At 73.0% G+C, this 13,507-nt stretch carries 14 protein-coding genes; 3 read left to right on the forward strand and 11 right to left on the reverse strand.

Annotated features, from left to right (window positions below; translation table 11 throughout):
- Positions 1-198 precede the first annotated feature (198 nt).
- Positions 199-2,469, forward strand: coding sequence for an alpha-xylosidase (yicI, locus tag ACF1AL_RS21545; RefSeq protein ID WP_391826923.1), 2,271 nt, complete (start codon positions 199-201; stop codon positions 2,467-2,469).
- Between the two features lie 27 nt (positions 2,470-2,496).
- On the opposite strand, the gene ACF1AL_RS21550 is transcribed toward yicI, so the two are convergent.
- From ACF1AL_RS21550 to ACF1AL_RS21570, 5 genes are all read right to left on the reverse strand, one after another.
- The gene (locus tag ACF1AL_RS21550; RefSeq protein ID WP_391706113.1) at positions 2,497-3,180 is read right to left on the reverse strand and encodes an alpha/beta fold hydrolase; all 684 of its coding nucleotides are present in this window, start codon (positions 3,178-3,180) and stop codon (positions 2,497-2,499) included.
- Between the two features lie 117 nt (positions 3,181-3,297).
- Complete coding sequence (locus tag ACF1AL_RS21555) at positions 3,298-3,828, reverse strand: DoxX family protein (protein WP_391826925.1); 531 nt, start codon at positions 3,826-3,828, stop codon at positions 3,298-3,300.
- A gap of 76 nt (positions 3,829-3,904) precedes the next feature.
- Entirely contained in the window at positions 3,905-4,966 is a 1,062-nt protein-coding gene (locus ACF1AL_RS21560) for an ABC transporter permease (RefSeq protein ID WP_391826927.1), read from the reverse strand.
- Positions 4,967-5,057: 91 nt separating this feature from the next.
- Positions 5,058-5,387: a putative quinol monooxygenase gene (locus ACF1AL_RS21565; RefSeq protein ID WP_391658532.1), complete on the reverse strand. Its 330-nt coding sequence runs from the start codon at positions 5,385-5,387 to the stop codon at positions 5,058-5,060.
- A gap of 88 nt (positions 5,388-5,475) precedes the next feature.
- Complete coding sequence (locus ACF1AL_RS21570) at positions 5,476-5,841, reverse strand: helix-turn-helix transcriptional regulator (RefSeq protein ID WP_391826929.1); 366 nt, start codon at positions 5,839-5,841, stop codon at positions 5,476-5,478.
- 130 nt (positions 5,842-5,971) lie between these two features.
- On the opposite strand from ACF1AL_RS21570, the gene ACF1AL_RS21575 reads away from it, so the two are divergent.
- The gene (locus ACF1AL_RS21575) at positions 5,972-6,715 is read left to right on the forward strand and encodes an ANTAR domain-containing protein (RefSeq protein WP_391826931.1); all 744 of its coding nucleotides are present in this window, start codon (positions 5,972-5,974) and stop codon (positions 6,713-6,715) included.
- Between the two features lie 198 nt (positions 6,716-6,913).
- Here ACF1AL_RS21575 and ACF1AL_RS21580 read toward each other — a convergent pair whose 3' ends face one another.
- Entirely contained in the window at positions 6,914-8,671 is a 1,758-nt protein-coding gene (locus ACF1AL_RS21580; RefSeq protein WP_391706107.1) for an NlpC/P60 family protein, read from the reverse strand.
- Positions 8,672-8,857: 186 nt separating this feature from the next.
- Here ACF1AL_RS21580 and ACF1AL_RS21585 point away from each other — a divergent pair, with 186 nt between their 5' ends.
- The gene (locus tag ACF1AL_RS21585) at positions 8,858-9,631 is read left to right on the forward strand and encodes a chitosanase (protein ID WP_366842073.1); all 774 of its coding nucleotides are present in this window, start codon (positions 8,858-8,860) and stop codon (positions 9,629-9,631) included.
- Positions 9,632-9,737: 106 nt separating this feature from the next.
- Here ACF1AL_RS21585 and ACF1AL_RS21590 read toward each other — a convergent pair whose 3' ends face one another.
- From ACF1AL_RS21590 to ACF1AL_RS21610, 5 genes are all read right to left on the reverse strand, one after another.
- Positions 9,738-10,610: a trypsin-like serine protease gene (locus ACF1AL_RS21590; RefSeq protein ID WP_391826933.1), complete on the reverse strand. Its 873-nt coding sequence runs from the start codon at positions 10,608-10,610 to the stop codon at positions 9,738-9,740.
- A gap of 239 nt (positions 10,611-10,849) precedes the next feature.
- On the reverse strand, positions 10,850-11,788 hold the full coding sequence (locus tag ACF1AL_RS21595) for a hypothetical protein (protein ID WP_391826935.1): 939 nt from the start codon (positions 11,786-11,788) through the stop codon (positions 10,850-10,852).
- A 15-nt stretch (positions 11,789-11,803) separates the two neighbouring features.
- Positions 11,804-12,568, reverse strand: a complete 765-nt coding sequence (locus tag ACF1AL_RS21600; protein ID WP_391826937.1) for a metallophosphoesterase — start codon at positions 12,566-12,568, stop codon at positions 11,804-11,806.
- The gene (locus tag ACF1AL_RS21605) at positions 12,565-12,810 is read right to left on the reverse strand and encodes a BON domain-containing protein (protein WP_366842165.1); all 246 of its coding nucleotides are present in this window, start codon (positions 12,808-12,810) and stop codon (positions 12,565-12,567) included. The genes ACF1AL_RS21600 and ACF1AL_RS21605 overlap by 4 nt, the downstream gene beginning before the upstream one ends.
- Positions 12,807-13,481: a hypothetical protein gene (locus tag ACF1AL_RS21610; protein WP_391826939.1), complete on the reverse strand. Its 675-nt coding sequence runs from the start codon at positions 13,479-13,481 to the stop codon at positions 12,807-12,809. The genes ACF1AL_RS21605 and ACF1AL_RS21610 overlap by 4 nt, the downstream gene beginning before the upstream one ends.
- Positions 13,482-13,507 lie beyond the last annotated feature (26 nt).

A 13,507-nucleotide genomic window follows, 5' to 3' on the forward strand; every position in this document is an offset into this window, starting at 1 on the left:
CCACCTTGCCGGGCGAGTTTGTTTGCTGCGATGACTAATACGGCAATCCTGGCTCCGGCGCCAGACCCTCTTCCGTGGTCGTCCGCTCACGAACCGAGGTGAGACCTCCACATTCCCGGGGTCTTGGGTACGATCCCAACCCTCGGGCGACGCTCCGCGCGGGCCCGCCGACCAGCCCCTCTCCCCCTGAGGAAGACCATGAAGTTCACCGACGGCTTCTGGCGCATCCGCGACGGCGTCCGCATCGACTACGCCACCGATGTCCGCGACGTGCGCCTGGAATCGAAGCGCTTCACCGCCTATGCTGCCGTGCAGAAGGTGACGCGGAGAGGGGCCACGCTCAACGCGCCGCTCCTCACGGTCGACTGCTTCTCACCGGCCGAGGGCGTCATCGGCGTGCGCGTCACCCACCACGCGGGCCGGCGCGCCCCGGGCCCCGACTTCGCCCTGGCCGGTGACCCCGGCGGCGCGGGCCGCGTGCGCGTCGACGGCACGGTCACCGAGCTGACCAGCGGCCCCCTCACCGTGCGCCTGGACCGGGACGCCCCCTGGACGCTGACCTTCCACGACGCCGACGGCCGGGAGCTGACCCGCGCCGGACGCAAGGGCACCGCGTTCGCCACCACCGACGACGCCGCCCACCACGTCCTCGCCCAGCTCGCCCTCGGCGTCGGCGAGCAGATCTACGGCCTCGGCGAGCGCTTCACGCCGTTCGTGAAGAACGGCCAGGTCGTTGACATCTGGCAGGCCGACGGCGGCACCAGCAGCGAACAGGCGTACAAGAACATCCCGTTCTACCTCTCCTCGCGCGGCTACGGCGTCTTCGTCAACCACCCCGGCGCGGTCTCCTTCGAGGTCGGCTCGGAGTCGGTCGGGCAGGTGCAGTTCAGCGTCGAGGACCAGACGATCGAGTACTACGTCGTCGCCGGCCCCACCCCCAAGGACGTCCTGACCCGCTACACGGCCCTCACCGGCCGCCCCGCCCTGCCGCCCGCCTGGTCCTTCGGGCTGTGGCTGACCACGTCCTTCACCACCGACTACGACGAGGCGACCGTGATGTCCTTCGTCGACGGCATGGCCGAGCGGGGCATCCCGCTGTCGGTGTTCCACTTCGACTGCTTCTGGATGCGCGCGTACCAGTGGTGCGACTTCGTGTGGGACCCGGACGTCTTCCCCGACCCCGAGGGCATGCTGGCGCGGCTCAAGGCCAAGGGGCTGAGGGTCAGCGCCTGGATCAACCCCTACATCGCGCAGAAGTCGCCCCTCTTTGAGGAGGCGGCCGAGCTGGGCCACCTGGTGCGCCGGCCCAACGGCGACGTGTGGCAGTGGGACCTGTGGCAGGCCGGCATGGGCCTGGTCGACTTCACCAGCCCTCACGCCCGCGCCTGGTTCCAGGCCAAGCTCAAGGTGCTGCTCGACCAGGGCGTGGACTGCTTCAAGACCGACTTCGGCGAGCGCGTCCCCACCGACGTGGTCTGGCACGACGGCTCCGACCCGCAGCGCATGCACAACTACTACACGCACCTGTACAACCGGACCGTCTTCGAACTGCTGGAGAAGGAGCGCGGCCAGGGCGAGGCCGTCGTCTTCGCCCGCTCCGCGACCGCCGGCGGCCAGCAGTACCCGGTGCACTGGGGAGGCGACTGCTGGTCCTCCTTCGAGGCCATGGCGGAGTCGCTGCGCGGCGGCCTGTCCCTGTCGCTGAGCGGTTTCGGCTTCTGGAGCCACGACATCGGCGGTTTCGAGGGCACCCCCGACCCGGCCGTCTTCAAACGCTGGCTCGCCTTCGGCCTGCTGTCCTCGCACAGCCGGCTGCACGGCTCGGACTCCTACCGGGTGCCGTGGGAGTTCGGTGAGGAGGCCGTCGAGGTCGCCCGGCGCTTCACGCTGCTCAAGTACCGCCTGATGCCGTACCTGTTCGGCGTGGCGGCCGAGGCGCACCGCACCGGCGTGCCGGTGATGCGCCCGATGCTGCTGGAGTTCCCGCACGACCCGGCGTGCCGCACGCTGGACCGCCAGTACCTGCTGGGTCCCGACCTGCTGGTCGCCCCGGTGTTCACGGAGGACGGCGAGGTGGAGGTCTACCTGCCCGCGGGCACCTGGACCCATCTGCTGACCGGCGAGCGGGTCACCGGCCCGGCCTGGCGCACCGAGCGTCACGGCTACGACAGCCTGCCGCTGTACGTCCGTGAGGGCGCCGTACTGCCGCTGGCGTCCGACGACAGCCGGCCCGACGGCGACTGGCTGGACACGCCGACCCTGCTCGTCCACCCCACCGCCGACCCGGCGTACCGGGCCGAGGTCACCGTGCCCGACCCAGCCGGGACCCCGGCGGCCGGCTTCGCCGTACGGCGCGACGGCGACCGTCTGCGTGTCACCGCGCACGGCACCGACCGCCCGTTCACGGTACGGGTGGCGGGCGGGGCGAGCGCGACCGGCACGGGCGAGGTGACGGTCACTCTGGAGTGAGGGCCATCCGTTGCCCGGGCCGAGTGCTCAGCCGCCCGACAGGAACCGCACGACGGTCCGGGTGAACTCCTCCGGCGCCTCGTCGTGGATCATGTGCCCGACGGGGAGGGTGACGAGCCGGGCGCCCGGGATGCGCCGGGCGAGCTCTGCGACGCCGTCCTGGGAGATGTGACTGGCCGGTCCGCCGGCCACCACGAGGGTCTCGGCCGTGATCCGGCCGAGCCGCTCGCGCCAGGCCGGGTCGGGTGTGTCGAGCTGCGGCCGCAGGGACGTCACCACGGCCCAGTCGAAGCCGAGTTCGCCCTCCGGGCGGACCGGTGGCACCGGCTCGCGGGGCCGGGGGACCGGCACGTCCTCCAGCACCAGCCGTGCCACCCGGTGCGGATGGTCCTGCGCCAGCAGATAGGCGACCACGCCGCCCAGCGAGTGCCCCACCAGGTCCACGACGGCGAGCCCCAGCGCGTCCAGCACACCGAGCACGTCGGACGCCAGCAGCTCCAGCGAGTAGGTCCCGGGCCAGGCGCTGCGGCCGTGGCCCCGCAACTCGACGGCGTACACCCGCCGTTCGCGGGCGAGCCGACGTGCCACCTCCCGCCAGCTTCCCGCGTCCTCGCCGAGCGCGTGCAGCAGCACGACGGGCGGTCCCTGCGCGGGCCCGGTCACCTCGTAGGCGAGCCGGACGCCGTTCACGATCACGCTCTCGTTCGTCATCGGCTCGATCATCGCGCGGGGCGGCGACGGTGTCACCCTGTTCCGGCCGAGCCGGTTTCCAGCTCCTCTTCCGGCCTGACGCGTCCGCCGCCCCCGACGCTGTGGTCCCGCCGACCGTCAGCGCACTTTCGCGCGCAACGCGCCCGCGGCCGCCGCCGGGTGGGCCGTGGCACGTGCCGTGCGCCGCACCAGCTCGGCCTGGCGGCGCGCGTCGTGCGCGCCGTGCCGGCCGCGCCACAGCAGCGACGGGGCGGCGCCGGTGTCGTCGGCGGTGATGAGCAGGCCGCCCAGCATGGAGAGGTTCTTCAGGAAGTGGATGCGCTGCTGGGCCCGCTGGGCCGGGTCGTCGGCCTCCCAGAAGCGGTGACCGGCGAGCGTGGTCGGCACCAGTGTGCCCGCCAGCGCCAGCGCCGCCAGCCGGGGCATCCGGCCGGTGGCCAGCATCAGACCGCCCACCACCTGGACGGCCCCGCTGATCCGTACGGCGTGCTCGGTGCGCTCGGGCAGCAGCGGCACACGCTCCTTGATCGGCCCGACGACGGGCTCCGCGGCGGGCGCGACCTTCTCGGGGGAGCGCACCGAGTTCAGGCCGCCGGAGACGAACATGGACGCGAGCAGGGGACGGCCGACAAGACGCAGCACACTCATGGTGACTCTCCAGGGTGTCGGGGCGGGCAGGGAACGGTCGGGTTCCCGGTGGTGGACGCAGCCATGCGCCGGGCTGTCATGGCGAGGCGTGGGCCGGGCGGCGCTCCCGGCTGCCGGGGTGCCGGTGGCGCCAGATCCAGAACACCGTGCACGACAGCAGTGCCCATCCGGCGAGCACCAGGAACGGGAACGCGTGCTGGTGCCGGGCGAAGTAGACGGCCGTGTGCTGGGCGCTGACCGAGGCCCCCGGCGGCAGCCACCGGCCGATGACACCGAGCGGGGAGGGCAGCAGCGCCCAGGACACCGCGCCGCCGGAGGACGGGTTGCCCAGCAGCACCATCAGGCCCCAGGTCGGCAGCATGGCCCAGCGCCCGATCAACGTGTTGAACATCGTGAAGACCATGCCGCTGGTGAACATCGTCAACGCCAGGATCAGCCATGACTCCACGAACGGCAGATCGAGGGCGCCCAGCAGCCAGTCCACGGTCGCGGCGATCGTGAAGCCCCCGAGCAGCGCGTAGCCGACGGTGAACGCGATCCGTTCCAGCGGGACGAGTGCCCGCGCGTGCACGCTCAGCTGGATCGCTCCGACGAAGCCGATGATCACGGCCGCCAGGGAGATGTAGAAGATGGCGAGCCCCCGCGGGTCGCCCGCCTGCAGCGGCTTGATGTCCCGGATCGTGACGGCGACCCCGGTCGCCCGGCCCACGGCCGGGGCCGTCTCGGCCAGCACCTGCGCGACGGAGGCTCCCGAGGCGCCGGAGACGTCCAGCACGACCCTGCGCCCGTCGTCGCGCACGTCGAAGATCGCGAAGACCCGCTGCTCGTCGAGGGCGTGCCGGGCCTCGGCCACGCTGCCGTAGGTGTGCACCTTCACGGAGGCGTTCAGGGCCTCCTCCATGCCGTCCAGGAAGGCACGGCCCCGGTCCTGCTGAGAGGAGCCGACCACCGCCGACGGGATGGAGTGCGGGGTGGGGTTGGCCATGGAGTAGGTGTACGAGCCCGCGAACAGTGCGGCGGCGGCCGCGAGGATGAGGGCCAGCACGGTGGCCGGAAGCAGCGGCGAGTGCCGGAACGCGGCCCAGCGTTCCGCGCGTGTCGGCGGCCTGCCGTGGCCGCCGTGGGGCGTGTCGGCCATCCCGCGCACTCTCCCTCCAGCCAGATACGAACCTGGCACATCGGGGAGCGACCGGCACGAGATGGCCGTGCATTGGAGGGGTGCGGGGCGGTCAGCCGCGCGGTGACAGCTCGGCCATCGCGCTCCAGCCGTGCTGGTCGGGAATGTTCACGTTGATGATCTCCGGCGTCTCGGCGATCGCGTCGGCCATCGCGGCGAGCCCCGCCGCGAAGTGCTCGGACTGCACGTGCGCGGCGCCCGCCTCCTCGTCGGCGAACGCCTCCAGCAGCGTGAACTTGTGCGGGTCGTCGACGCTGCGCGACCAGTCGAAGAACAGGTTCCCCGGCTCCGCGCGGGTGGCCTCGGTGAACGGGCCCACCAGCGACAGCCAGGAGTCGGCGTGCTCGGGGCGGACGGTGAATCGTACGGCGATGAAGATCATGCCTCCACCATGCGCCGAGCGGAGGGCGGGACGCCAGCCGCAGCGCCGCCCCGGCTCACCGCGGGCCGGGGGGCACCGTGGGACGGCGTCAGCCGCCTTCCGTGCGCTGCGCCGGGCTCGTCAGCCGGGAGCGGTGCGCCTCGTCCGAGCGGTGCGCCTCGTCCTGGATGAGCAGGGACAGCAGCGAGGCCACGGTGAGGCCGGCCTCGGCGGGGTGGCGCAGTACCTTGCCGGGCTCGATGGTGTAGATGTTGCCGCGGCCCTCACGCGTGTGCGAGAGGTAGCCGTCCTGCTCGAGATCAGCGATGATCTTCTGCACGGCGCGTTCGGTCAGCCGGCAGTGGGCGGCGATGTCACGGATGCGGGCGTTGTGGTTGTCGGCGATGGCCGCCAGGACCCGGGCGTGGTTGGTCAGGAACGTCCACCCGGTATGCGACTCAGGCACTCCCTCCATGAGGCAATTGTACGGCCAATCGTTCGTGTAACCAAAAACCCGAACTCGATTTCATGTATAGCTTGACGTGTTGCGATGGACGGGGGAGTCTGGAGCGAGAGACGGTCATCACTGACCGGGGGAGGCGGTCATGCCGGAGCCTGCGTACGAGGAGTCGTCCTCTGCCGGGAACGGCCTCGGGTGTTCGGTCACGACCGGGTTGCCGCCCGGCCGCCGGCCGGTCCTGCCGGTCGTCGACGTGCGCCCGGACGGCGAGCAGGTGCGGATCACGGTGCGGGGGGAACTCGACCTCGACGCCGGTGAGTCGCTCGACCGTGCCCTGCGGTCGGCCCTGACCCGGTCCACCGGGGGCGTCGAGCTGGATCTGTCCCAGGTCGCCTTCTGCGACTGCTCGGCGCTCAACGTGCTCCTCAGTCACCGGCGCCGCGCACTCGACGAGGGGAAGACGCTCACCGTCGGTGCCGCATCGGCGGGGGTCCTGCGCCTGCTGGAACTGACGGGGACCGCCGCGCTGTTCGCCGTCGGGGCGGACGCCGGCGGAGGTGCGGGGAAGTCCTCGGCCCAGGAGGACGGGGCCACCCTGGACGAGCTGCGCGTCGAGGTCGTCCAGCTGCGCCGCGCCATGCAGACCCGGCCGGTGATCGACCTGGCCCGGGGCATCCTCATGGCGTCCTTCGGGCTCAGTGCGGAGGACGCCTGGACGGTGCTGGTCCTGGCGTCCCAGAACACCAACATCAAGCTTCACCACCTGGCCCGGGACCTGGTCGAGGCGGTCGACGGCGACGCGTTGAGCGAGTCGGTCCAGGAGCAGCTCGCGGCGGCGGTCGCCAAGGTGACCTCGCCCCCGCCCGGCGAGGAGGGGACGGGGGACTGAACGCCGCGGGGCCCGCGAGGCGCACGGACGGCGGACGGGGACGACCGCCGGGGACGACCACCGGGCCGGCCCCGGCCGGTCGACTCGGGCCCACCCCGGCCGGTCGGCCGTCGCCGTCCCGGCGGCAAGCGGCTGCCTGCTCCTGCCGGTTGGGCGTGAGGTGACGCCCGGCCGGACGTCACCTCACGCCCCGTCGCCTCAGATGCGGCGCACGGTGTGCAGCGACGTGGCGTACGTGCCCGTGCCGTCGAGCAGGGAGGCCCCGCCGAGGTCGCCCATCGTCGGGCCGTTCACCGTCTTGCGGCTGGACAGGAAGCGGCGCTTGCCGGCCGCGTCCTTGCCCAGGTAGATGCCGACGTGGTCCACGGTCGGCGTCGGGTTGTCGTCCCCGGAGTCGGCGTTGAACAGCACGAGGTCGCCGGCCTGGATCTGGGTCGCGGCGGGCGGCTTGGTGCCGTCGGTGCGGTCGACGACGACGCCGGGCGCGTAGTCCACGATGTACCGGGAGTTGCGCGGGATGCGCTGCCCCGAGGTGTCCTGCCCCTGCGCGAGCGGCACGCCCATGTGGTAGCCGTAGACCATGCGCGTGTAGCCGGAGCAGTCGAGGTTGCCGACCTGCTTGCTGGACGGACCGGTGTACGACCCGTCGGGGAAGGTCCAGCCGACGTTCATGTACTCGTGGAAGTCGGCACCCTCGTACCGGTACCCGTGCGGGTCCAGGTAGCCGTAGCCCGACTCGCCGAGCACCTGCTTGCCCTGGGCCGGGCCGGAGCCCGCGGTGACCGCCGGGGCGCCGCCGAGGAACATGGCGGCGTAGGCCAGCACGTCGGGAACCGTGGAGCCGGCCCAGCCGCGGATCGTCTGCTCCAGCGCGTCCGTCCAGGTGCCGTCGAACGGCTGCGGCAGCACGCGCACCCAGTCGCCGTGGGTGACGCTCGGCGGCGTCTCCCAGGTGGCCGCGGACACCTCGAACCGGCTGACCGACAGCTTCACCGGCAGGTTGGTGCAGCCGTCGTTGGCCAGCGCGCGCAGGCCGACCCGGCCCTTGCCGAACGTGGCGTCGGTGACGTCGAAGGCCCAGGCCGACGGCTCGGCCGCCGACGAGCGCCACGCCTTGGCGCGGATCCGCGCGCCCTCCCGTCGCACACGGATGGTGAAGTCGGTGCCGGCCGCGACACCGGTCGCCAGGGTCACCGCCGTGCCGAGCTGGGTGACGGTGTCGGCGACCTCCTTCTCGACGCGCAGTTCGACCGCGCCCGTGGTCAGGAAGGACAGCCGGGCCCGGTAGTTGTTGTGGGTGTCCTGGTAGCCGAAGGACAGCGCGAACGAACACGCCTGCCCGGCAGGCACCTTGTCGAACCGGCCCACGCAGCGCACGTCCACGTCGGTGATCTCGTCGTCGCGCACCGTGGCGTGCCGGCTGGCGAAGTCGGTGGTCAGCGAGATGATCCCGGCGCCCGGGGTGACGGAGTAGTCGGTCGCGTCCGGCCCCAGCGTCGACCAGCTGCCGCCGCCGGGCGACTGGCCCCAGTACTGCCGCTGGTCCACCGGCAGGGTCGTGTCCGGCAGCGTGCGCTGGAAGTCGTCGACGAACGGGCGCTTGTTCTCCGCGAAGGTCCGCGTGGGGCCGGGCAGGACGACCGTGCGGGCGCCGTGGGTGAGCAGCGCGACGCGCTTGCCGCCGGAGGTGACCTCGGTGCGGGTGGGCGTGCCGGACAGCACCGTGGCGGTGAGCGGAGTGGTCAGCGTCACCGGGGTGAAGTACGAGGCGTTCAGCGGCGGGAGGGTCACCGCCGACTGGGCGCCGCCCAGCCCGGAGGGCGCGGTGAAGGGGTCGACCGGCGTGACCGGGGCCGGGGCCGCCTGGGCCTCCGGCGCGGCCAGGGCGGACAACGGGACGGTGGCGGCGGAGGCCGCGAGGGCGGCGAGGAGTCTTCGCCGTGACGTGTTGATCATGCGCACATCATGGCTTTGTTCGATCGTACGAACTTCACCGCCCCCGGGTTACGGTCGAACGGATCTGATAGTAAACCTTCCTGTCAGTGGCACCACGGCTCAACTCCCCACCCCCCACCTTCACTTGGAGTCCCCGTGACGCAACCCCACTCCGACCGCGCCCTGCGCAGGCGTACGCTCCTTGCCATGACCGGCGCCCTTTCCGCAGCATCCTTCCTCGGCATCTCCCGGGCCACCGCGGCCCCGGCCGCCACCGGGCTCGACGACCCGGCGAAGAAGGAGATCGCCATGAAGCTCGTCTCCAGCGCGGAGAACTCCTCGCTCGACTGGAAGGCGCAGTACCAGTACATCGAGGACATCGGCGACGGCCGCGGCTACACCGCGGGCATCATCGGCTTCTGCTCCGGCACCGGCGACATGCTCGACCTCGTCGAGCTGTACACCGACCGCAAGCCCGGCAACGTCCTCGCCCCCTACCTGCCGGCCCTGCGCCGGGTCGACGGCAGCGACTCGCACGACGGCCTGGACCCGAACTTCCCCCGCGACTGGCGCAAGGCGGCCCGCGACAGCGTCTTCCAGCAGGCCCAGAACGACGAACGCGACCGGGTCTACTTCGACCCGGCCGTCCGCCAGGGCAAGAGCGACGGCCTGCGCGTCCTCGGCCAGTTCTGCTACTACGACGCCATCGTCATGCACGGCGACGGCGACGACCCCACCAGCTTCCGCAACATCCGCAAGCGGGCCCTGCGCAAGGCCAAGCCGCCCGCGCAGGGCGGCGACGAGGTGCGCTACCTGGACGCGTTCCTCGACGCGCGCGTCTGGGCCATGCAGCAGGAGGAGGCCCACAGCGACACCAGCCGGGTCGACACCGCGCAGCGCGTCTTCCTGCGCCAGGGCAACCTGAACCTCGATCCGCCCCTGGACTGGAAGGTCTACGGCGACAGCTACCACATCGGCTGACGGGGCTCTTCAGGCCCTCGACCCCCTGGCCCGGTGGCCCCGTGACCCGGGCCCTGGGCGGGCGGCGGCCGGGCGCGCCCCACGGCGCCCGGCCGCCGCCGTTGCCCTACGGCAGTTTCACGAAGGGCGACAGGAAGGCGCGGGCGCCGGGGGCGTCCAGCCGGTACGCGACGTTCGTGGCGTAGCAGGGGCCGTCACCGGTGATGGTGGTGGCCGCCAGGACCGGTTTCCCGCCCAGCACCGCGAAGTTCGGGCCGCCCGAATCGCCGTAGCAGGCACCGCCATTGCCCTGCGGCGCCGTCATCGCCAGCCGTACCCAGGACTTGTTGAGGGCGTCGAAGGACAGCGGCGCCTTCATCCGGACACCGCCGCCCGGGTGGGTCTGGCCACCGGGCCCGTTGACGGCCTCCTGGGTGCCGTAGCCGGCCACGGACCAGTCCGTGGAGTTCAGCCCCTGCGGTCCCAGTGTGTCCAGCCGCCCGGCGGCGGGCAGGGTGGCCGGCGTGAACGACCAGCGCGCCGCGACCTGCGCAGCGGGCAGCTGGATCACGGCGATGTCGTGCGGGTCGGAGGACGGGCCCGGGTAGTCCGGGTGAGTGTGCGCGACGCCCTGCACGCCCACGGCGCGGGCCTGGGCGGCGGGGTCGCCGGGGTACTTCTTCGCGGCGGCGTCCAGGGCGGACTGCACGTCCTGGTCCAGGGAGACGTAGAAGCGCACGTCGTCCGGCCAGTCGGTGGTGCAGTGCGCCGCGGTGAGGAAGGTGTCGGCGTCGACCATCGTGCCCGAGCAGACCCAGTCCACGCGGTCGGGGGTGCTCGGGTCGTCGTCGTTGTCCCAGGTGGCGACGAGCGCGCCGACCTCGGTGCGTTCGGGCGCGGGCGTGGCGTTGTAGGAGTTGATCGCCGAGGACGGTACCGCGACGGCGAGCACGGTGGCGCAGGCCGCCGCGGTGAGGGCGGTGATGCGGAGCGCGGTCAAGAAGAACCCCTTCGCTGGGTGTGGATCAGGCGTTCTCCTGTGGGAGGTGAGGGAATTGAAACGCCCGCGCCCGCCGCGGGCAAGACCACGGCCGTACGGCGACGCGGCCGGCGTCCGGGGCTGCGGGGGCTGCCGTCCGCGAGCACTGGTCCACCCGCGGCCCGGCCGCACCGGGCGGTGTCGGCCACGACGACGGGCGGACCACGCCGTCCCACGCCGGGAGAGGCCGTCCCGCGCCGTCAGTCCTCGTCGGTGCCTTCCAGTTCCGCCAGCTTCGTCGCCGTCGTCATCGCGTGGCGGCGGGAGTCCCGCAGGCGCCGGTCCGCGGCCCGGGCTCGCTCGCGGGCGTCCTTCTCCGCGGTGTGCGCCTCCCGATGGCCGGCCTCGGCCTCCCGCAGCCGCTCGCGCAGATCGGCGACGCGCTGCCGCAGCTCTTCCGCGCGGCGCTCCGCGTCGGCGGCCTCCGACTCCGCGGCCGTCGCCTCCCGCTGCGCCGCGTCCAGTTCCCGCCGCGCCGCCTCCGCCTCCTCGCGGGCCTGCGCGACACGTCGGCGCCGCTCGGCCTCCCGCGCTTCGACGGCCTTGTCGCGCGCCCGGTCCGGGCGCCGCTCCTTGTGCGCCGTGCCGTCCCGGCGGCCGAGGCCGTGCGCCGTTGCGTCCCGGGGGCCCGCCGGAGCCGCCCGGCGCACGGCCCCGGCGCCCGCGGCGGGGAAGCCGACGGGCTGCTCCAGGGCTTTGACGAGCCGTCCGGCGGCCCATTCGCGCGCCGCGTCGGGGTCGGCGAGCACGGCGTGCAGGGTGGCCTCCACCTCACGCTGCGCGTCGTCGCCGATCGGATGCCCGGCCTCCGCGGCCAGTTGCCGGGCCTGCCGGGCCAGGGCCGAGACGAGCGACCCCTGCCGGCGGGTCAGCTCCCGCAACTGGCCGCCGTCCAGCTCGCGGTGCGCCTGCCGCAGCCCCTCGCCGAGTTCCAGCAGCGGCGCCACCGCGTCCGGCCGTTCCCGCACCAGCAGATTGCCCGCCCACGCCGACAGGCTCGGCCGGCGCAGCCGGGCGATCTCACCGGCGAGCGCCCGGTCCCCGGCCTTGCGGGCCTCGGCCGCGCGGGCGTTGCGGGCGGCGGTGAAGTCCTCGGGCCGCAGCCCGTACAGCTCGTCGGCGACGGTGTCCAGGTCCACCGGCCCACCCGGGTGTCAGCGCGCCTGTTCCGCCCCCGCGGCGGCCGGCACCCGCTCCAGGCCGGGCAGGTGGTACACGTGGAACGCCCGCCCGATCACGGGCTGGGCCACGTTGCGCACCCGCACCCCGCCGCTCGTCATGCCGTGCTCGGTGCCCGCGTGCGCGTGCCCGTGCACCGCCAGATCGGCCCCGGCCTCGTCGATCGCCTCGGCGAGCAGATAGCTGCCGAGGAAGGGATAGATCTCCAGCGGCTCGCCCGCGAGCGTGTCCGGCACGGGGGAGAAGTGGGTCAGCGCGATCCGTGCGGCGCAGTCCTGCCCGCCGAGCCGCTCCAGCGCCGCACGCAGCCCATCGGCGCAGCGGCGGGAGTAGCGGACGAACTCCTTCATCAGGGGTTCGCCGAACTCCCCGGCGTTGCGCCCGGCGAAGCCCCCGCCGAACCCCTTGGTGCCGGCCACGCCGATCCGGCCGGCCGGGCACTCCAGCACGGTCTCCTCGCTCTCCAGGACGCGCGCGCCGCCGTCCTTCAGGATCGCGGTGACCTCCTCGGGCCGCTCGTCGTGGTGGTCGTGGTTGCCGAGCACGGCCACCACCGGCACCCCGAGATCCGCGATCTCCCGCGCCACCACGCGGGCCTCCTCCGGTGTGCCGTGCCGGGTCAGGTCCCCGGCCAGCAGCAGGACGTCGGCGCAGTCGGGCAGGGTCTCGAACGCGGGCCGCAGCACTCCCTGGCTGTCCGGGCCCATGTGGATGTCTCCGACGGCTGCGATGCGGATCATGCCAGCTCCTCCGCCTGGTCGGGGGACGAGGCCTCGGCGACGACGAGGTCGCAGTGCACGGTCAGGCCGTCCAGCGCCTCGGACACCAGACGCGCGACCTCGTCACGGCAGTGCGCGGACGGCACGGTACCCGTCACCAGGACCGACTCCCCGTGGACGACGACCTGCACGCCCAGTTCGGCCAGTGGCCCTTCGGCGAGGCGTTCGCGCAGGTGGGCGACGCGGTAGTCCATGGTGCTCATGGATGCTCCTTCGACGGGGCGATCACGTTCAGGCGTTCCAGGAGGAACAGGAAGGCCGCCGGCATCGGCTCCGCGCCGCACTCGTCCCGCACCCGCCGCCAGTCGACCTTCTCGCGCAGCGCGCGGGCCACGGGCAGCACCGCGCCGAAGTCGCAGTAGTGCTCGGAGAACGCCGAGACCAGGCTGCACAGGAGGTCCGTGGCCGACAGCACCGGCATCACGACCGACTCCACCGGCATCTCCTCGGCCCGGTCGAGCATCTCGGTGCTCACGGGCCGGTGCGCCAGCTCGAAGATGATGTCGACCGACTGGCCGAAGCACTCGGTCTTCAGCAGCCAGTCCTCCGGCGGGACGAGCACCTCCAGACCGCCCTCCCGCAGGGTCGCTGCGATCGCCTCGGCGTCCTCCCGGCGGACGCAGAAGTCCGCGTCGTGCTGGAGGTTGGTGCCGGCGCCGTGCGCGTACGCGGCGACACTGCCGGCCAGCGCGAACCGGTGGCCGTTCTGCTTGAGCAGCGCCCCCACCTGCTTGGCCGCCTCCAGGATGGCCTGGGTGCGGTCCCGCGGCAGCTCCCGCTTCCCCGTGACCTCCGGCGGCAGCACCGTCGCCAGGTGCAGGCCCGGGCGCTCCGCCCGCCGGGTGACTGCCGGGTCGTCACCGTGCTGTGTCATCACCTCTCCCTTCGGCGCGCCGGGGT

This window comes from Streptomyces sp. NPDC014801, from assembly GCF_043082085.1.
Classification (GTDB): domain Bacteria; phylum Actinomycetota; class Actinomycetes; order Streptomycetales; family Streptomycetaceae; genus Streptomyces.

Coding starts and splice junctions, on each gene's coding strand:
- yicI (WP_391826923.1), top strand. CDS start 199: ATGAAGTTCACCGACGGCTTCTGGCGCATCCGCGACGGCGTCCGCATC.
- ACF1AL_RS21550 (WP_391706113.1), bottom strand. CDS start 3,180: ATGACGAACGAGAGCGTGATCGTGAACGGCGTCCGGCTCGCCTACGAG.
- ACF1AL_RS21555 (WP_391826925.1), bottom strand. CDS start 3,828: ATGAGTGTGCTGCGTCTTGTCGGCCGTCCCCTGCTCGCGTCCATGTTC.
- ACF1AL_RS21560 (WP_391826927.1), bottom strand. CDS start 4,966: ATGGCCGACACGCCCCACGGCGGCCACGGCAGGCCGCCGACACGCGCG.
- ACF1AL_RS21565 (WP_391658532.1), bottom strand. CDS start 5,387: ATGATCTTCATCGCCGTACGATTCACCGTCCGCCCCGAGCACGCCGAC.
- ACF1AL_RS21570 (WP_391826929.1), bottom strand. CDS start 5,841: ATGGAGGGAGTGCCTGAGTCGCATACCGGGTGGACGTTCCTGACCAAC.
- ACF1AL_RS21575 (WP_391826931.1), top strand. CDS start 5,972: ATGCCGGAGCCTGCGTACGAGGAGTCGTCCTCTGCCGGGAACGGCCTC.
- ACF1AL_RS21580 (WP_391706107.1), bottom strand. CDS start 8,671: ATGATCAACACGTCACGGCGAAGACTCCTCGCCGCCCTCGCGGCCTCC.
- ACF1AL_RS21585 (WP_366842073.1), top strand. CDS start 8,858: ATGACCGGCGCCCTTTCCGCAGCATCCTTCCTCGGCATCTCCCGGGCC.
- ACF1AL_RS21600 (WP_391826937.1), bottom strand. CDS start 12,568: ATGATCCGCATCGCAGCCGTCGGAGACATCCACATGGGCCCGGACAGC.
- ACF1AL_RS21605 (WP_366842165.1), bottom strand. CDS start 12,810: ATGAGCACCATGGACTACCGCGTCGCCCACCTGCGCGAACGCCTCGCC.
- ACF1AL_RS21610 (WP_391826939.1), bottom strand. CDS start 13,481: ATGACACAGCACGGTGACGACCCGGCAGTCACCCGGCGGGCGGAGCGC.